The sequence below is a fragment of the Halorhodospira abdelmalekii genome (assembly GCF_016583625.1).
Lineage (GTDB): Bacteria > Pseudomonadota > Gammaproteobacteria > Nitrococcales > Halorhodospiraceae > Halorhodospira > Halorhodospira abdelmalekii.
On the sequence record NZ_NRRN01000002.1, the window covers coordinates 37,550 to 56,632 of the forward strand.

The following is a 19,083-nucleotide window of genomic DNA, read 5'->3' on the forward strand; positions in this document are numbered from 1 at the left end:
CCGTTGGCGCTTCATCAGCGGTCGTCGTGCTGGTATAGTGCTCGCCACAGGAGAGGTGGCTGAGCGGTCGAAAGCACCCGACTTGAAATCGGGTGAGGGCATGCGCCCTCCGGGGGTTCGAATCCCTCCCTCTCCGCCAGAAGCAGTGGCCTATACGATCAGGCTGTCACATGCCGAGCCATTCAAGAGGCCCGAGTCACGGAAAGTCACAGTCGGCCATCGGCTTACTCCTCGCTCCCTCCCCCTCCCCCGCTTTAGGCTGTGGCGTTCGACCTCTTGCTAGCATCACCGGGCTAGGTGGCATCGGTGGTAGGGTCGGTAAGGCCGATCGCGCGTATGAACGATAAAGCGGAAATGACTGTTTGCTGCCCAAAACGGCCGGAGGCGGAGAATGATGACATCAAGGGTGAGTTGGAGCCGAAGGTTCGAAGCAATGTCGGTGCTCTTTTCGGGGAGCGTATCTGATCACCGTCTACGGGATCGTGCAGCCCTGTTTTTATTTGGGTGTGTTGCCACGTTCTTGGTTTTGATAGGTGTCACCCCGGCAAAAGCCGAGACATTCGACGACCGGGTGTTGGTCGTTGTGGATGAGAGCGAAGGAGAAAGCAGCGTTGCGGGAGCCTTAGCGCGTACCGGGCTTGAGGAAACAGCAACGATTGTTGATGATCTGAGCGGTTTCGAGCGGGAACTCTCCGCAAATGATTACGATCTCGTGATTGTGGGCGCTCAAAGGTCAGGAGAATTTGCCTCGGCTGTTGCCCCGGTCGTTGAATCCTATGTCGATGATGGGGGGAGGGTTGTCGCGACGATTTGGACGGGGGAGAGTTTAGCGCGGGTGCTGAGTGCGGAACCCGTCTCCGAGAATGACGAGCGGATTCAAACAGATGCCCACCCAATATTCCAAGCGGCCTCCATGGCGGAGACGGAAATCGATTTGGATAACCCCGGTTGGACTGTATTCAGCCGATCATGGAGACCGCTGGGTGACGCTGAAGGTGTTGGGCAATTAGGTGACGGAGCCGCATTAGTGATCGGGAATGAAGGGCGAACGGCGGTTATTGGGCCGCTATTTGATTCCTTCGATGATGTACAAGAAGGTGAGCGGTTCGTCGCTAATGTGATGCGCTGGATCTTAACGGGGGGGGCGACTCCACCGGAGATCTCCACGGCAGAGCCCGATATACATTCCCCCGCAGTGGCAGAGCTTTCAGGAGTCTTGGAAGACCCAGGGGATGCCGCTGTTGATTTGTATCTCGAACTGGGTACGACCCCGGATCTTGCTGATGCACAACGACACTCGACTCGCCCGGAGGTGAGTTCGGAGCCGACGGTGTTTTCGTATCGCGCTGAAGACCTGGATCCTGGCGAAGTCTATTACTTTCGCGCGGTTGGTATATCCCGTGCCGGTCACGTTGAAGGCGAGATTCGTGAATTGGCCGTGTCGACCGCGGCACTGGACCTGCCGCAGTTAGAGGGGTTGTGGTCGGATACCGAGCTGCGGGGGGTGACGCTGTCGGCGTCGTGGTCGGAGGCCCCGGATTTGGAGCCGGAGTGGGTTGGTTTCGAGTACGTGCCGGCGGGAGGGGATTTTGCTGACATAGAGCGGGTCTCGGCGAATATGGAGGATGAGACGCTGACCGCGGAGCTGCGTGGGCTGCACGATGGCGAGGCGTACCACGTGCGAGCGGTGGCGGAGTTTGGAGATGATCGCACGGCCACGGCGAGCGACTGGGTGCGTCTGCAGTTGCTGGGTCTAGGGGCGGCTGGGGGGGCCTAATGGCGGGGATGCAAGGTGATGCAATCGTGTGTATTGAGGGGGGCGGAGTGATTGATCAAACAGATACCACGACGGCCTGCGGTTCTACGGCCCGCCGGGGGATCTGGACAGCCGCCCTGGTCACTGCGCTGGCCAGTTTTCAGGGTGGCGGTGCGGCGATTGGCGGGCAGGGTGAATTCCGGGTCAGTGATTACGGTAGCGGGGTCATCACGAACAATTATCTTCACCGCGGCTATTACTTTGAGGTCTCCCGGGAGGTAACGGTCACCGCGCTTATTGGCGGGGGTGGTGCACAACCGAGACAGGAGCCCTTGGAGGCGTTCGGGGATCCGCCCGATTTCGGCTCAGCGGAGCCATTTGCCGTGGGACTGTTTGAAGCGAGTCTGGACCCCTCGCAGGGCGATTACGGCGAATATCGCCTAGAGCGGCTATTGACGCCGGAAGATCTGCAGTGGGAGGAGCGTGGTCCGGACCAGGTGCTGGAGATCCCGCCGGTGACCCTGGAGCCGGGACAGGGGTACTTCATCGGGCAGAACAGGGTGTCGCGAGGGCATCACTGGGCGCTGGACAATTCCGGGGGCGATGGTCTGATCGTCGATGATCTGATGGCGCACCCGCTGATTGAGGAGTGGGCGCCTCACCCGGGTTCGGGTGAGGAGGCCCGGTCGTTTCAGCCGAGCGGGACAGGACCGATCCAAGAGCGGGTCGGTACGGAGAGTACCAGCCATACGCCTATTCTTCCGCGCCTGGGCATGGTCTTTGAGACGGAGACCGATCCGGCGACGGTGCGTACGGGTGAGGGCCATCGGGTGACTAGCGATGAGGCGCTGCTCCGTGGGGAGCTGACCGACACGGGTGACACGCAGACGAATCTCTATTTGGAATTCGGGCAGGATCCGGAACTGGCGGACGGTACGGTACGGGAGGCGGAGCCAGCGTCGACGCAAAGGCCGCGCCGGTTCGAGTTGCGCCAGGACGGCTTCGATCCGGGGGAGACTTACTACTACCGTGCGGTGGCGGTGAACGAGGCGGGTCGCGCGGAAGGTGAGATTCGCGAGCTGGATATGTCGGCGGTGGGGCTGAGCCTGCCGGATGTGGAGGGCTTGTGGGAGGACGACGGGGTGCTGCAGGGTGTGGCCCTGACGGCGTCGTGGTCGGGGGCATCGGATGCGGAGCCGGAGTGGGCCGGTTTCGAGTACGTGCCGGCGGGAGAAGATTTCTCGGACGCGGAGCGGGTGTCGGCGGATGCGGAAGGTGGGACGCTGACCGCGCAGCTGCGCGGTTTGCTCGATGGCAGGGCGTATCGGGTGCGGGCGGCGGCGGAGCTTGACGGTGAGCGCACGGTCTCGCCGAGCCGCTGGGTGCGTTTGCAGGGGCTGCAGGCATCGTCGGGCGCGCAGCTGCGCACCTTCGCGAGGCATGTGGATTGAGTGTTTTCTAGGGCCTTTAGCCCGGACGGCGAGCGGGTGCTGTCGGGTTCATGGGACGGGGCGCTGCTCCTGTGGCAGGTGGTCCGCTGAGCCCGCTGAGTTGCTCGGGCATTGCCCGTAACCATCGCTGAACGGCACGGGGGGTATCGTGGCGACACGACAGACGATCATTCACCGGGATGAGTTGCAGGGGATCAGGCCGCTGATTTGGCGCGGTCAGGAGGTGTACTCGAAGTACGAGCAGATTGTCTCGGTAGTGGGCGCACGGCTGGGAGAAGAGGTGGCGCAGTTATTTTCCCGACCGGTGGTGCCCGATCACCACGACGTACGCACGGGGCAGCCGGAGATCACCTGGCTGGCCGACCACGTCTCATCACCACGGCCGTTACCGGAACTGCCCGACTCGGAGCGGGAGGCGTGCACGGCGCGCTTGGGGCAGTTGCTGGAGCAGGTCACGGCGCTGGGTGAGGCGTTGAAAAAGGCGGATAAGCCTGATGAGCGCGAGCTTGGAGAGGTGCTTCAGCTGGCGGTGGAGGTGCCGGGATTTGACTATGTGCTGGTCGAGCGGGGCCGGATGGTTCTGGTCTGCTGGGGGTTTCACGCAATCGAGGCCGATGAGCGTGAGCGCTTCCGGCTGATCAAGGCGCTGGAGCGTCCGGCGGCGGAAGAAGAGGGTGCCGGCGAGTCGCCCGAGCCGTCACGGACGGCACCGCCGCAGGCGCCGCCGCCGCCGCGGACGGAGCCGCCCACCGGTAGTGGCGGGTGGCGGCGCTGGCGTTGGATTGCGGCGATTCTTGGTGGTCTGCTGCTCTTGGTGCTGTTGGGGGTGCTGCTGTTCTGGTGGCTTCGCCCGGAACTGGTGCCGCCGGAGCCGGGTTTTCAGCCGGCCGATCCGGACCGTTTTGTGGACTACGATGACGAGCCGCTGGGCCGCCAGATCGTCGACGGTCAGCTCCTGGTGCTGCTGGAGGAGGGGGTGGATACGCGGGAGATTCTGGAGCAGTACGCGCGGGCGTGGCAAGACGAAGGGATTCGGATTGCCGGGTACCGACCGACGGTTGGCCTGGTCCAGGTCGAGGTGGACGGCGAGTTGGCCGCTGCGAAGGCGTATCTTCAGGGGCTGCCGGAGGTCGAGGAGGCCACGCTCAATCCGGTGGACGAGATGGAGCAGTACGAGCCGAACGACCCGGGGTTTGATACCGAGGCCGAGGGGGGGGGTGCCAGGGACTGGGGCTACCACGCCATCAACGCCTTCGAGGCGTGGGAGGTGACGCTCGGCAGCGAAGACATCAAGGTCGCTGTCATCGACGGCGATTTCGACCCGGAGCACCCGGAGGTTGCCGGACCACGTGTCAGCGGTTTCAACGTGACCACCGGAGAGACCAACCTCGAGCCGGAGGCTGGCCACTCCCACGGCATCCACGTGGCGGCGACGGCCATCGGCGCGATCGATAACAACGAAGGGGTTGCCGGCGTCTGTCCGCGCTGCAGCGGACTTTTGATCGAGGCGTCGAGTGGTACGCAAGGGATGTTTGCTCAAACCAACATCATTGATGCCATGGAATTGGCGCGCGATCGTGGTGCGGATGTGATCAATATGTCCCTTGGGGTCATCGTTCCTCCGGATGTCGATCCCGATCGGGTGGTCAGGGCAACACGTGCGTCCGAGAGGATCTACCAGCGTTTGATCGCCACTATGGAGGAAGAAGGTACGGTTGTTGTGGCGGCTGCCGGCAACGACGCTGTGCCGGCCCGGGTGGATCCCAGGAATCGGCAGGATGACTCGTTCGTGGTGGGTGCCGTTGAGCACGCCCTGGCTCCGGCCAGCTTTACCAACTACGGCGACGTGGTGGATATCGCCGCCCCCGGCAAGGCAATCTACAGCGCCGTGGCTGGCGGTGGTTATGAGAAGGAGGAGGGCACCAGCATGGCCTCCCCGTTCGTTGCCGGGGCCGTTGGGCTGGTGCGCTCGGTCAATCCCGATCTGTCGCCGGCAGAGATCCGTGCCCTGTTAGTGGATACGGCGCAACCGCTGGAAGAGGACCCGGACCGTCCGGTGGGGCAGCTGCTGGATGTGGCGGCTGCCGTGGAGGCGGCAAAACCGGACGACGGCGTCGAGCCTCCTGGAGAGTGTGACTGCCCCGAACTAGAGCGGCGGGTGGAGGAGTTGGAGCGGCGCCTAGAGGCGCTTGAAGAGTGCTGCAACGGGGAGCCCGGCGACGACGATCGGCTGATCATCCCCGGCGACCCCGATGAAGACGATCTGACCTTTGCCGAGGGTGTATGGCGAGCCAGTGAGGGTCTTACGCGTGATCGAGATGGTGTAGAGATCGAGATTGAGTTCCGGATCAGTGCCGATGGCAGTGGTCGTATTGCGTACGACGAGCCGGAAGGGGAGTGTCGAGCCGACCTGACGGTGACTCTCGAGGACAGGGTCCTCTCGATGGAGCACGACGAGGTGGCAACGTGTCAGCACGACCCGGCAACCGCCTATAACCCGCATCAGTTTGAATGCGAAGCGCTGGCCGATGGCGTGGCCTGGTGCTCGGCGCAAAGCGTGGTGGACCCAGATCGCGATGTCGTGCGCTTCTTTATGGAGGAGCAGTAAGCCGGCAACCGTCGGCTCGTTCGGTTCGTATCGAGAATCCGGTACCGGGAGAGGGGGCGATGGCAGAAGAGCAGGAAATGCGTGTAATCACGGTAACGTCGTGCTCGGAGATCCGTCCGTTGATGGAGGGGGCAGTCGAAGTCGGCTATCTCTACGAGCAGTTTCGCAAGATTCTCGCCGAGCACGGGACGCACCGGCTGTTCGCCAAACCGGTGAAGGCGTTGGACGACAACGGGCGCCAGACGTTTCAGTGGCTCACCGATTTGCCGGGGGCAGTAGTCTCGTTTGTTGATCTGGACGACGAAGCCCAAGAGCAGTTACTGCGTCGCACCCAGGTCGAAATCCAGGAGTTGGAGACGCGCCTGCGGTCGGATCAGACGCTGCACGCCGGGGACAAACAAACACTGCTCTCGGCCCTGGAAAAGACGTTCGAGATCCCGACTATTTCCGCTCTTTACCGTGTGGGCGATCGGCCGGTGCTGACGCAGTGGGGCCATCTGCTCCCCAACTGGGATGCGCCGCGGAGCATCCTGCGAGGCATCATCGGACAACGGATCGGTGAGATGGAGGCCGCCTGCATCTGGGTCCGCTTGCTGGAGCCGGATGGAAGCGCCGCATCGGAGTTGACCGTGGTCGCCCGAGATGGTCAGGGCATGATGTTGGGCAGTGCGCAGAGCGATCCCTCGGGGGTGGCCAAGATCACTGGTTTGTCCCCGGACGAGGAGGTCGCGGTGGCGTTGGCGCCGGAGGTTCGCGGCGCTTCGGCGGTGTCGAAGACCGCGAAGGCGGGCACCAACGCTGAGAGCGCTACGGTGACACTGACGCTGCAGCGGGAGCGCACCGTGACATTACGGGTGCTCAATGCCCGGGACGACACCCCATGGAAGGGGGTGGGGGTCACCCTGGAACGCAGCGGGGAAGAGATCCCCGTGGGTCAGACGGACGCTTCGGGCACTGTCGAGGTGCGGGATCTGCCGGTGGACACTGAGCAGATGGCGGTCCGCATCGCCCTAGCCGACGGCGCTACCCACCGTCAAAATATTGCTCTGTCGCCAGAGGAGACGGAGTACACCGTACGCCTCCGTGCTAAACGCGATTGGAAGCGGCCGCTGGCGTACGTCGCCGCCGGGTTGGTCGGGGTGGTTGGATTGACGGCGCTTCTTTGGTTGGTATGCCTTCTGCCGGGCGGCCCGGGGTGGTGTCATCGGGCGGAGCTGGTCCGTACCGTGGGGCCCAAATTCCAGGTGGCCGAACTGCCGGCTGGAACACGATACGCGCGCGTTGAGGCCTTGATGGCGGATGGGCGACCGGGAGTGCAGCTTTTCACCGTCGACTCTGAGCATCTAGCCGGCTCAGCCATGGCTGAGGTCGAGTTCGACCAACTGAGCGAGTCGGCGCAAGAGGAGTTGACCACCGCCGTCCATGATAATGTTCCCTCACTTTCAGTTGGTTATGACCCAGATGGTATCAATGAAGGGGACGCAGGCGATCCCCAGGGGTTGCAGTGGAGTGAGCACGGAGATATCCGCCTGGGTTTCAGTGGTCCCGTGGATGCGGGCGAGGTCCAGATTCTCGAGGTCGAGGAGACCGATACCGATCTCCTTGTGCTGGCTGACGAAGAAGCCACGTTGATGGTTACGTACGAGGATGAGAATGGGGATGAATAAGCGGGATTTCGCCAACTCAGTTATTCGGGCAGGTTTTCATGGGGGGTGCTGGTGAGTACGGTGAACTTGATTGGCAATTCTGGGGTGCAGTTCGTGGATCTGCGGGCGAACTTTGGCGACGGTTCGCCGGCTTTGAGGGTCAAGCAGAACTTCTGTGAGCTGGAGTACGACGACAGCGTTGAGCTGGTCTTTGCGGCTCTGGCGGAAGAAGGGGATCACTATGTCGATGCCACCTCTGGGGAGGAGCTCATTGATCCCAAGACTGGACAGCGTTTGCGGGAAGATCGCATCGAGACCGCTTCGGCCCGTCGTGCGTTGGAGTGTTTCGAGGGGTTCTGGTTGCCGGTGCCGTATTTCCGGCGCAACATGTCCCGGGAGGGGGGCGACTTCGAAGAAGGCCCTCTGACCTGGGCCCGGTTGATCTTCCAGCCGCTGCGTCAGCCGGTGGAGGGAGCGACCCACTCCATCGTCCTGGCGCTCGATACCTCCTACGTGGAGCAACCCACTGACAGCTACGCAACCCCCTTGCGGGACGATCTGATTCAGTCGTCCTTCGGCCTGGCGGCCGATTTGGATGCCAGCATGGGTTTTCTGTCCGAACCCTGGGTGATGCAGTGGGTTCAGTCCTGTTACGAGCAGCGCAAGGATCGTCTGGGCAGTGGTGCCCTGGACGAGAGTCATCTGCCGCACTTGGCCTACTACGCCACGTTGCTCCAGGTTCTGAACCAGAGCACTGAGTTTCCGTCCATCCGGTTGCACGACGACGAGTACCACATGGATGTGGACCTGATTCTCGACGTGGGCAACTCGCGCAGCTGTGGGATTCTGGTACAGAGCGAAGGGGATGAGCCGGTGACGTTCAATGTCAACTCGGCCCGGCTGCGGATTCGGGATCTTTCGATTCCGGATGTCATCCACGAAGACGCTTTCCCGATGCGAGTCGAATTCATCAAGGCGGCGTTTGGCCCCGAGGAGGCCACCAGTATCAGCGATCGCCCCAACGCCTTTGATTGGCCCAGTCCGGTGCGGATCGGTTACGAGGCAATTCGCCGCTCTGTGATCAGCGGTCGACCGGAGTACCCCTCCGGCATGTCGAGCCCCAAGCGCTACCTATGGGACGACGAGCCGCGTGATCGGGACGAGGCGTGGCGCTTCAATGACGGGGTGGCGGAGGTGCCCAAGCCGGCACTCAACCAGTTCACTACGCAGTTCACTCAGGAGGGCATATACCTCGGCGAAGACGAAACTGGCGCCCGGACCCCGGCGTTGACGCCGTGCTTTTCCCGGGGGTCGACCATGACATTCGTCTTTGCCGAACTCCTGTTACACGCCATTAGCCAGATCAATAGCCCCTCCTTCCGCGAACACCACGGCAAGGAGACGCGGCGGCGACGCCTCAACCGCATCGTGGTGACCTGCCCTACCAACATGCTCGAAAAGGAGAAGCAGGAGCTGCGGCGTCACGCTTGGCGGGCCGCGGATGCGCTGAGAAACCACTTCAACGGGCGGCCGCCTTTCGATGGCGAGATTACGGTCATCCCTGAGCCAGACGAGGTGACTAAACCGCTGGAGCGCCGCCAGGAGTGGGATTATGACGAGGCCACTTGCTGTCAGATGGTCTTTGTCTACGGTGAGGTGCTCAGCCGTTTCAACGGGGACATGAACCGGTTCGCCAGGACGTATGGCAAGCCGCGCGGTGGTTCTAGCGAGCCCAGCGTGAGGATCGCCAGTGTCGACATCGGTGGCGGGACCACTGACGTGATGGTCTGCACCTACGAGCACGAGACTGCGGTGGCCAACGCCATGGTCAAGCCCCGTCCGGAGTTCTGGGAGGGCTTCAGCCTAGCCGGCGACGATATCGCCAAGCGGGTCATCGAGCGGTGTGTACTGCCCCCGATCGCGGAGCGGGCGCGTGAACTGGGGTGCCACGACCAGACCATGGCCATGAGTACACTCTTCGGCGAGGACTTCGGCGGCCAGTCGGCATCCGAGCGCCAGCACCGCCGCGCCTTCGCGAACCAGGTGGCGATGCCGATCGCACTGGCGATGATCCGGCACGCCGTTGAGCGCCGGCCGATGGAGAGTCGGCCGTACCGCTGGTTCTTCGAGAATCATCCGGCGCCGCAGCCGGGCGTCGAGGCCTACGTCGAAGAAAAGATGCGGTCGATGGGCGCGGAGGGCTTTCGGCTCGCAGATGTGCAATGGACGCTGGATTACCGCGAGGTGGAGTGGGCCGTCCAGCAGGTGATGCAGCGCCGTATCGTCGCTCTCTGCAACATCCTGGCCCAGTTCGACTGCGACCTGTTGCTGCTGGCTGGTCAGCCCACCATGCTGCCCATCGTTCGCGACCTGTTCGTCTCCTGCCTGCCGGTGACGCCGGATCGCATCATTAACCTAGGCCGCTATCGCATTGGCAACTGGTATCCCTTCTCCGACGCCAGGGGGACCATCAAAGATCCTAAGACCTGTGTCTCGGCCGGGGCGGCCGTGGCACTTATGGCCGGAACCTCGGGGCGCCTGGAGGGGTTCCGGCTGGATACCTCTGAGTTGCGCGAGGGGATCTACTCCACCGCGGCCTACGTGGGGACGTTCGATACCCAGCAGCTGATACTGAAGGATCAGCTGTTGACGCCGCATGACGGGGGCGATGAGGGGACGTTGGCCTTCAGCGGGGATATCTTCCTCGGTTTTCGGCAGTTGCCGACCGACAGCTGGATCGCCGCACCCATGTACCGTCTCGCTTTCGCGCCCAACGAGGCGGAGCGTCTGCGCAACCGGATTCCGCTTCAGGTGACGTTGCGACGACCGTCCGATCGACCGGAGCGCCGGGAGGTCCTCAGAGTAGCGGGGGTGGAGGACCGCGAGGGCCAAAGCGTGTCGACAGGTTCGTTGGTCCTGAAGCCGCAGTCGATGGTGACGGAAGGTGGCCATTGGCAGGATACCGGAACGTTCTTTGTGGCGAAGTTCCAGTAAAGGGGTATCGGACGTGAAAGGGCGTAAGAGCATTCGGACATCCATACCGAGTGGTGACGACCAAGCCGCACCGGGAGAGAAGGCGAAATCACGCCGGATCACGCAGCGGGTTGGGTCAGGTTCACCCGGTGAGTCGGATCAGGAGGCAGCCGGCACTGCGTCGACTGCGCCGTCGTGGCCACCGACGAGCAAGCCTACAGCTCAACCGGAGCCGGTCACAGATCCGGACCCGGTCTATACCGCGGAACTGCTGTTGCAGATCGTCGGTGATGCGGCCGTGGCGCCGCTTGCGGAAAATCCTCGCTTGCATGTCCCGACACCGGAGAACGCCTCGGAGCCTGAGGAGGGGGAAGACGTACTTCCGCCTACTCAGCGGTGGTTGGCGGATGTGATGCGCGCGTTTATGACGCGTGACGCCCTTGCGCGTCTGCAGGAGGGGGTGCAGGCGGCACAGGCGGAGCCGCAGCGGTTGCAAGCGGAACTGGAGCAGTGGCGCTCCGCATGGGATGAACGGGAGGCGTCTTACCGGGAAGAGCTTCAGCGCCTGGAGGGTGAAATCTCCGAGGCCAACGTGCAGCACAAGCGACTTCGAGAGCAGCTGCAGAGGGCCGTACCGGTGAGGGATCTTGTCGAGCAGGTGTTCGACGATCGGGGGGCGGAGCGCGAGGTTCGGGATATGCTCCTGGAAGCACTAGAGGAGCCGTCCGAAGCGTTGGGTCCATTCGTCGGCGCGGTCTGTGTCGGCTGGGCGGAGGCGCGTGAGGCGCTGCGCAGCGAGGAAAAGGACGAGGAGCGGCGATTGGAGGACGCGACGCAAGCGCTGAAGCGGTTCATGGGGCGCTTGTCGGGGCTCTATATCCCCGAGCGACGCGAGGTGCTGAAACGAATCGGCAGGGCGGTAAGCGTAGGCTTCGAGGAGTATGACTTTGTCTCGCCGGAAGATTGGCGGCACGTCGACCCCGCCGTTCACAACGCGACCGGCGTTGGGGGGCAGAACGTCAAGGAGGGGGCGGGGTTTGTCGTGCAACGCCGAAGCAGCGGCCAGACCGTGATCTATGCGGACATCGTTGCGGAATGAGCAGTAACGAAACAGGTACTGAGGGGGCGTGGGACTATGAAAGAGAAGTGTGAGACCCTGACCCAGCAAATCCAGAACGGGATCGATTGGACCTCGAAGCACCTGGAGCGTGAGCAGGGGCAGATGGATGTCCTCGCGCAGCTCAAGGAGGTGCGTCGCAGGGGGCGGCGTCTTGCCCGGGCCGCGGGCATCCGTCCGGCGGTGGGCGTGTTCGGCGCTAGTCAGCACGGTAAGTCGTACCTCGTCTCGAATATGGTCCGCACCCGGGAAGAGAGCCCGCTGGAGGTGGTCCTGCCACCGGATCGCCAGGCGGTCGACTTCCAGCGGGACATGAACCCGACAGGTGGGCAGGAGTCGACTGGAACGGTCACCCGCTTTACCATCCACGACGATTGTCCCTCGGGCCAGCCAGGGATCCAGCTTGAGTTGCTGACGCAGACGGAACTGGCGGCGGTGCTGGCGCACGGGTATCTGGCCAACGTACACCAAGAGGGGGTGGCTGCCCCTCCGGATATCGAGGCGTTCCAGGAGCAGATTAACCGGCTATCAGGTGGCGCCGGACAGAGCGAGCGGGACGGCCTGACGGAAGACGACATCTTTGATCTGCGCGACTATCTGGAGCAGCACTTTCCTAAAGACGCGCGGATTACGGAACTGCGGCGTATGGGTTACTGGGAGCAAGTGGCAGCGCTAGCCCCCCGGCTTGAGGCGAGGCAGCGCGCCGAACTCTTCGCCTGGCTGTGGGAGCAGGTCCCCAGTATCACCGGGCTCTACCAGAAGTTGAGTGGCGGTTTGTCGCAGCTTGGTTTCGCCCGCTTCGCGGCCACCGACAAGGACGCGGTTATGCCGAAAGTGCACAAAGAGTCCCTGTTACCGCGCACGATCCTCGATGTGGGTGTGGTTGCCGGGCTTGCCACGAACGATGGAGGGGGGCTGGACCCGGTTCAGGTAAGCGGCGAGTCAGGGGTGAGCGTCTCCATGGATCGGGCGGTCTTTACGGCGTTGATCAAGGAAGTCGTGCTGCCTATTCCGGAAGTGACGGCCAATCACGAACCCCTGGAGTTTCTCAAACACGCGGACGTTCTCGACTTTCCTGGGGCACGCACACCACAGACCATTTCCTACGGGAAGCTAGAGCCGAACGCCGATGAGCATGTGGTCTCCATGAAGGAGCTGTTCGTCCGGGGCAAGGTATCGTTTCTGTTCGCCAGCTACGATACTGGTTTCCGGGTGACGACCCTGCTTATCGGTCAACGTGACGGGAACCCCGAGGTCAAGGAGGTTCCACTGCTGACTTACGACTGGATCCAGCGCAATATCGGTGGATCGGCCGAGGAGCGACAGGGCAAGGCCAATCGCTTTTTCTTCGTCGGGACTTTCTGGAACAACGAGTTGGAGAAGCAGGCCGGCTCCGAAGAGGATCACGCCACTAAGTGGCAGGCCCGGCTCTCGAAGAACTTCGCGGAGGAGTGGCAGCACGCCCGGGATCAGGACCAGTGGATCAAGGAGTGGACGCCGGGGAAGCCGTTCATGAACTGCTATTTCGTGCGCGATCCACGGTTTTCAAAGGCGATTTTCAGTACCAGCGAAGTCAGCGGCATGGAGGACGGCATTCAACCGCATCACAAGGAGCAAATGGAGATGATGCGGCAGTCGTTCATCAACTCGCCAGTGGTGCGCAAGCACGTCCACGATCCGGAGCGGATGTGGGAGGAGACCGCGACGCCGAATCGCTTCGGTACCCGTTATCTCCTTGAGGGGATCAGGGCGGCGTCCAGTGACAAGGACAAGGTCGAACAGATCCGCACGCAATTTCACAGGCAGAAGCAGGATGCACTGGCTGTACTGCGGAGCATGCACCACGACGAGGATGCCGCCGAGGAGAGGAAGAAGGCCGAGAAGAATGCGCAGGTTGTAGGCCGAGCCATGATGAAGGTGGTCCAGAAGGGGGTGCTCGGGCTGCTCCTAGAGCGGCTTTATATCTCCGAGGAAGTGGCGTGGTCCGTCTACTATAACGTCGAAGTTCCGGAACTCCAGAAGGAATCAGCCGATGGCGAGGGTCCGGCAGCGCCTAACGGGCTGGAAGGGAAGATCAGTGGCGAGGATCTTGAGGATATCTTCCCCTGGCTGAAGCAGGAGCAGGAGCAGGAGCAGGAGCAGGACGAAAGCGAGCAGTCGTCGAAGGTGAATCTGCTGTGGGACAAAGCCGATGCCTACGCCGATGAGGTCATGGACCGGTGGTTTATGTCCTTGACTTCGTTGCTTGACGACGAAGACGAGCTTGCACTCTTCGGACTCGATATGGAGACTGCCCGCATACTGGTCAACGGCATCAAGGACGCCTCGCGGCGGCGGCGTCTTCGCGACCGGGTCAAAGAGCTGGTTCGGCCCGGGCTCGAGAGTGCGCACAGTTCTCTGTGGGTTGATCTCTGCGCCCGTCTGACCACACTGGAGATCAATCGGTTTGTGAACGATTTCGACTGGGGGAGGTTTCCCGAGACCGAGCGGCCGACAGTGAAGTTCCCGGGGTGGGATGAACAGGTGCCGATATTCAAGAACATGAAGCCAGAGACCGTACGATTGGAAGATCTCGATCTGGACGATAAGAACGTGCAGCTGAGTTTTCCGGTGTCCTGGATCCAGGGGCTTTACAGCGCCCTGGTGGCGAATGCCGACGAGATTACCTTCGACGTAGAGGCCAATCGTCGGCTTGGAGAGATCGTTGAGCAGGTTGACGCCCTCTAGGCCCAGAGGCGCTACCCTGTTACCTAGTGCTTGTGATACGAGCGCAATCTTTGCTCGGGCGATGGATTGAGGAACCGTATAGATGAGTGATTACCGGGTGGAGCTACACAATAACGACGCCGGGAATGTCGAACTCCTTGTCCAAGGGGGTGGTGCGGAGGGGGTAGAGCGCCACAAGATCATCCTGAAGGACGAGGCCGCCCGCTTTCTATCCTCGAATGAAGTGCCTCACGGTCGGATCTGGGTCGATGTAGAACTGGACAGGGGGGGACGGATCTCTCAGCAAGAGATTGCGATTGGGCACCTGCGGCCCCCGGTACCCAAAAGAAGCAAGCGTCCTGGGGTGGGGATATCAAAGCGCCCGAAGGTTCCCGCCGGAGGCGACGGCGGAGCCGGCGGTTCAGGGAGCAAGACGGTCTACTTCGCTATCAGCCGGGGCGACGGTTTTTACGAAGCGGGGCAGTGGCTATCCGAAGGCGGTTGGGTCAAAGACCGTGTCTGGCTGGACGGTAGGGTTCAGTCCGAGCGCCGCTCGGATGGCCCGGGCGGCCCTGATGGCCCAGGGCGCCCAGATGACCGCGGCGGCCTGGGTGGCCCGGAGCGCACAGATAACCAAGGTGGCCCGGATGGCTCAGGTGGCCCAGGTGGCTCGGATGGCCCAGGTGGCTCGGGTGGCCCAGGGCGCTCAGATAACCAGGGCGGCTTGGGTGGCTCAGGCGGCACGGGTGGTCCTGAGAATCGACGCAGCAGAGATTTGGCCAAGGTGCTGGTGGTAATCCTCTCGCTACTGGCCTTGGTCGTTGCGGTTGGCTGGCTGGTATACCAGGTGTTCTCCGTGTTCTTCGCTGAGGATGATGTTCCTTCCGGAGTTCATGAAAAAACAGACAGTTATGTGATTTACGACAACGGAACGGTATTTGACAAGGCGAATGAAATACAGTGGACGGCCTGTTTGTTCGGTCAGGAGTGGACCGATGGCTCGTGCACCGGTTCCGCAGAGGAGCACACTTGGGAGAATGTGGAAAACGCCGCGGACGATGCGAATGGAGCAAGCCTGGCGGGGCACTCGGATTGGAGGATTCCGGAAGCTGACGAACTCAGAGCGTTTGCGGAGATGGGGCTCGGTTTCAACGAGGGAGCGGTTGTCTGGTCGGCGACCGAACAGCGAGGTATCTCCGGCTTTGCCCATGCCTTTGAACTGGGTCAAAGGGGTGTGCAGAGGATAAGCACGGGCGAGGAGCGAGCGGTCGTCTTAATGCGCTCTCCGGAAGTCGATGATGAGGGTTGTGAGGATTGTTATCGATAGGGCGGAGTCGCAGTGATTCACAGAAGATATACTGAGCTGATGCTGGGGGGTTAGGGTGATGAAGGGGTACGGCAAGAGGGGTTTCGTGGCTGCCGCGGCTCTTAGTTTTGTCGGAAGCGCGGCGGCGGATAGCGCATCGCGTCAGATTCAGCATGGTGACACGCTCTCGGCGATAGCACTGGAGGAGTATGGTGCGGCGATTTTTTACCGGGACATTTACGAAGCCAACCGTGACCAGCTGCCATCACCCGATCTTCTCATGCCGGGAATGGTACTGGATATTCCCGCCGATCCGCGCGGCGATGACGAAGTAAGAGATACGGTTTTACTGGCCACCAGTGGTGAGTATCAGCCTTTCGCCGATCCGTCGCTTCAGGGCGGAGGGTTTACGGTGCGAATCGCCAAGGAGGCTCTCGAGCGTGCTGGCTACGACGTTCAGTTGAATACGCTCGACGATTGGCCTTCCGTGGAGCGAGAGGTGGAGAGCCATGAGCAGGACGCGGCGGTCCCGTACGCCATGCGGGAAACCGGATTTGTGTTCACTGATCCGGTGTACGATTTAAGTACACAGTTTTTTGTCATGCGGGATGGCCCACCGATCTCGGCGCATTGGGAAGAGTCGGAGCTGGACGGCCTGACTGTTTGTAAGCCGGAAGGCTATTTTACCGAAGACATTCAGCAATACTTGGACGACGGACTCTTGGATCTCGTCAGGGGTGATGCGTCGGTGGCGAGCTGCTTCGAGAAATTAGAGCGGGGTGACGCGGACCTTTTCCCGGTGAATCCATATACCGGATGGAAGGCGCTGCACGCGAACCCCCGCTTGGACGAGAGCGATTTTGCCGAAGCGCGACGTAGCGCCGGAAGAGCGCCGATGCGGATTATGGTGGCCGAGGACCATCCACGCAGCGCGGAGATCGTTGCGGATGCCAATGAAGCGCTCGGGGTGCTTCGTAGTCGTGGAGTCATCGATAGGAAAACCAATGACGGACTTACGACGTTTTATCGTGATGTTTTGGCGCATGTAGACCGGACCATCTTGGACGACGATACGATGGCGGGAGATGGCGATACCATCGTTCTGAGAACTGGAAACAACTATGGGCCATTCGCGGATGAGCGGTTGCCAGAAGGCGGCATGAGTTCGGAAGTGGTTCAAGTGGCATTGAACGAGGCGTTTGATGACCCGGATCTTGATATCGAACATGTGGCCTGGCCGGACGCCGAGGCGGCGGTGATCGACGGAGATGCGGATGCGGCCTACCCCTACGTGGTGGAGCGCGAGCAGTCGGGAGCCTTGTTCTCAGAGCCGTTACACAGCATGCCTGTACACCTGTTCGTGGCTGCGGATCACCATTTACAGGAGTATCAAGGCCGTTCTGATCTCAACGGTAAGTGGACGTGTAAGCCGGATGGCTACTATCGTTCAGATATCCAAGATTTGGTCGATGCGGACCGGATCGAAGTCATTACCGCGAGCAGCGATGATCCTGTTGAATGTTTCGAAATGTTGGCGGAAGGCCATGTCGATTTTGTCAGCTTTAACCCCTTCGTGGCCGATTCCGCGATTGAAAGGTCCCCTTACGACATGAATGATTTTCGAGATATTGGCGGTCATTACAATGTCGGATTGGGGTTGATGGTACGTGATGATGCCGATGGCAGAGAGTTTCTCGATGCCGTGAATGCGGTGCTCATCGATATGGACGATAGGGGCGATATCACCAGTATCGTGGAGCGACATATTCAGTGGTACCATGAATAGGTAAGCGTGGTAGCCACTTTCAAAAAAGGTCCAATTTTAAGAATGAACGACAAGGCCGATAAACAAAATAAACCCCTAAAGGATCTAGTCATCGACAGCGACTGGATTCGCACACCGCGGAACGCAATCCGCCTCGGCAACCTGAAGTCGGTGAGCGTTGATGAGGGCTACGAGTACATCTTCGAGGCCGTCGATGGTTGGCGCCGGATCGCCCTCTATCTGATCTTGATCCTGCTCTTTATCGCCTCACCGGTCTCGATTGCCTACCTTCACGAGAACTTTGCGCTGGCGATCTTTGTCGGTATTTTGACTCCGCTGTTGGGGTTGGCGCTGCTGGTCAGCTTCCGCTTCTTGCCGCGCTATTGCCGGACCTTGGAGATTCGCACCAAGGGCGGCATGATCGACCGGTCGGTGTGGCGCCGTGGTCGGCGCAAGGAGGGTAAGCGTGACGAGTTGGAGGAGGCCGCTGAGATCCTGCGCGCCCGCATTAAGTAGCCGCATTAGTAGGTTTAGCGATAGCTAGGTAGCGATAGCGTCTCTCTGTTTCCTCAGTCTCCTCCTCTGGGTGCCGAGAAGAAGCCCCTGGGCACCCCGGAAAAGCTCGGACAAGCGCGAAAAAGACCGAAAAGAGCGAGCCCCCGTCAACCTAGGTTGGCGGGGGCTCTTCCTTGGGCTCTTCCTTGGTGTCGCTGCTTGGCGCTCAGGCGCCAGGAGGAGGCGCCTGGGGTGCGGGGCGGCGCTCAAGCGAGCGCTTTAAGCGGCCCGGCGCAGCGCCTCGATCCGCTCATCGAGCGGCGGGTGCGACATGAAGAGGCGCCCGAGCGCGCTGCCACCGCTGCGAATCCCGAAGGCCCGCATGGAGGAGGGCATCTCGGTCGGTGCCTCTTGCATCGCCTTGAGCCGCTGCAGCGCGCTGATCATCGCCTCGCGGTTGGTGAGCGATGCGCCGCCTTGATCGGCACGGAATTCGCGCTGGCGCGAGAACCACATGACAATCGTCGAGGCGAGGATGGCGAAGATGATCTCGGCGATGATCGAGGTGACGAAGTAGCCGATCCCGTAGCCATCTTCGTTGCCGAAGACGTGGCGATCGACCATCACGCCGACCACTCGCGCCAAGGCGATGACGAAGGTGTTGACCACGCCTTGGATCAGGGCGAGGGTGACCATATCGCCGTTGGCGACGTGGCTGACCTCGTGGCCGAGGACCGCCTCGACCTCTTCATCGGTCATGCTCTGCAGCAAGCCCGTGCTGACGGCGACCAGCGCCTTGTTGCGGCGGGCGCCGGTGGCAAAGGCGTTGGGCTCGGGAGAGTCGAAGACGCCGATCTCCGGCTCACCGATGCCCTTGCGCTTGGCCTGCTGTTTGACGAGGCGCACCACCCGCTCTAGCTTCGGATCGAGCCCGCCGACCGGTCCGCTATCGGGATGACTGATGATCTGCACCCCCATCGCCTTCTTGGCCATCCACTTCGAGAGGGCGAGCGAGATGAACGAGCCCCCGAAGCCGAAGACGGCGGCGAAGGTGAGCAGGGCGGTGATGTTGATTTGCCCGTGCTGATCGAGGATACCGGTGAAGCCGAAGACGACGTTCAGGATGATCCCGAGAACGACGATGATCGCTAAGTTGGTCGCTAGAAAGAGAACTACCCGCTTCATAGGGGAACCTCCGCTGGCTGAAAGAGTTGGGAGCCTCGAAAAACCACTGTGTTCATTGTCAAAGTCAAAGGCGCA

Annotated in this window: 12 protein-coding genes and 1 tRNA gene; 12 read left to right on the plus strand and 1 reads right to left on the minus strand. The window is 61.5% G+C overall.

Translation table 11 applies throughout. The features are described from left to right. The first annotated feature begins 49 nt into the window (after positions 1-49). The 12 genes from CKO15_RS00760 to CKO15_RS00810 all read left to right on the plus strand — a co-directional run bounded on the left by CKO15_RS00760 (position 50) and on the right by CKO15_RS00810 (position 17,844). Positions 50-139 (plus strand) — tRNA-Ser (locus tag CKO15_RS00760). Between the two features lie 294 nt (positions 140-433). After that, positions 434-1,777: a hypothetical protein gene (locus CKO15_RS00765; protein WP_200191509.1), complete on the plus strand. Its 1,344-nt coding sequence runs from the start codon at positions 434-436 to the stop codon at positions 1,775-1,777. Between the two features lie 47 nt (positions 1,778-1,824). Then, the gene (locus CKO15_RS00770) at positions 1,825-3,207 is read left to right on the plus strand and encodes a hypothetical protein (protein ID WP_200191512.1); all 1,383 of its coding nucleotides are present in this window, start codon (positions 1,825-1,827) and stop codon (positions 3,205-3,207) included. Continuing rightward, a complete protein-coding gene (locus CKO15_RS14625) occupies positions 3,208-3,297 on the plus strand; it encodes a hypothetical protein (RefSeq protein ID WP_420842104.1) in 90 nt (29 codons plus the stop codon). Positions 3,298-3,355: 58 nt separating this feature from the next. Further along, positions 3,356-5,815 (plus strand): S8 family serine peptidase, encoded by a 2,460-nt coding sequence (locus tag CKO15_RS14470; protein ID WP_200191514.1) that lies wholly within the window; start codon positions 3,356-3,358, stop codon positions 5,813-5,815. A 59-nt stretch (positions 5,816-5,874) separates the two neighbouring features. After that, positions 5,875-7,482, plus strand: coding sequence for a hypothetical protein (locus tag CKO15_RS00780; RefSeq protein WP_200191516.1), 1,608 nt, complete (start codon positions 5,875-5,877; stop codon positions 7,480-7,482). Positions 7,483-7,533: 51 nt separating this feature from the next. Continuing rightward, positions 7,534-10,455, plus strand: coding sequence for a virulence factor SrfB (locus CKO15_RS00785; RefSeq protein WP_200191518.1), 2,922 nt, complete (start codon positions 7,534-7,536; stop codon positions 10,453-10,455). A 13-nt stretch (positions 10,456-10,468) separates the two neighbouring features. After that, positions 10,469-11,533 (plus strand): hypothetical protein, encoded by a 1,065-nt coding sequence (locus CKO15_RS00790; RefSeq protein ID WP_200191520.1) that lies wholly within the window; start codon positions 10,469-10,471, stop codon positions 11,531-11,533. 36 nt (positions 11,534-11,569) lie between these two features. Next, positions 11,570-14,278, plus strand: coding sequence for a virulence factor SrfC family protein (locus tag CKO15_RS00795; RefSeq protein ID WP_200191522.1), 2,709 nt, complete (start codon positions 11,570-11,572; stop codon positions 14,276-14,278). Positions 14,279-15,041: 763 nt separating this feature from the next. Further along, positions 15,042-15,584 carry an Lcl domain-containing protein gene (locus CKO15_RS00800; protein WP_338035966.1) on the plus strand — a complete coding sequence of 181 codons (543 nt, stop codon included), beginning with the start codon at positions 15,042-15,044 and terminating at the stop codon, positions 15,582-15,584. A 58-nt stretch (positions 15,585-15,642) separates the two neighbouring features. Beyond that, positions 15,643-17,349, plus strand: a complete 1,707-nt coding sequence (locus CKO15_RS00805; RefSeq protein ID WP_200191526.1) for a transporter substrate-binding domain-containing protein — start codon at positions 15,643-15,645, stop codon at positions 17,347-17,349. Positions 17,350-17,391: 42 nt separating this feature from the next. Continuing rightward, positions 17,392-17,844, plus strand: a complete 453-nt coding sequence (locus tag CKO15_RS00810) for a hypothetical protein (protein WP_200191528.1) — start codon at positions 17,392-17,394, stop codon at positions 17,842-17,844. 258 nt (positions 17,845-18,102) lie between these two features. On the opposite strand, the gene htpX is transcribed toward CKO15_RS00810, so the two are convergent. Continuing rightward, positions 18,103-19,008 carry a protease HtpX gene (htpX, locus tag CKO15_RS00815; protein ID WP_200191530.1) on the minus strand — a complete coding sequence of 302 codons (906 nt, stop codon included), beginning with the start codon at positions 19,006-19,008 and terminating at the stop codon, positions 18,103-18,105. Positions 19,009-19,083 lie beyond the last annotated feature (75 nt).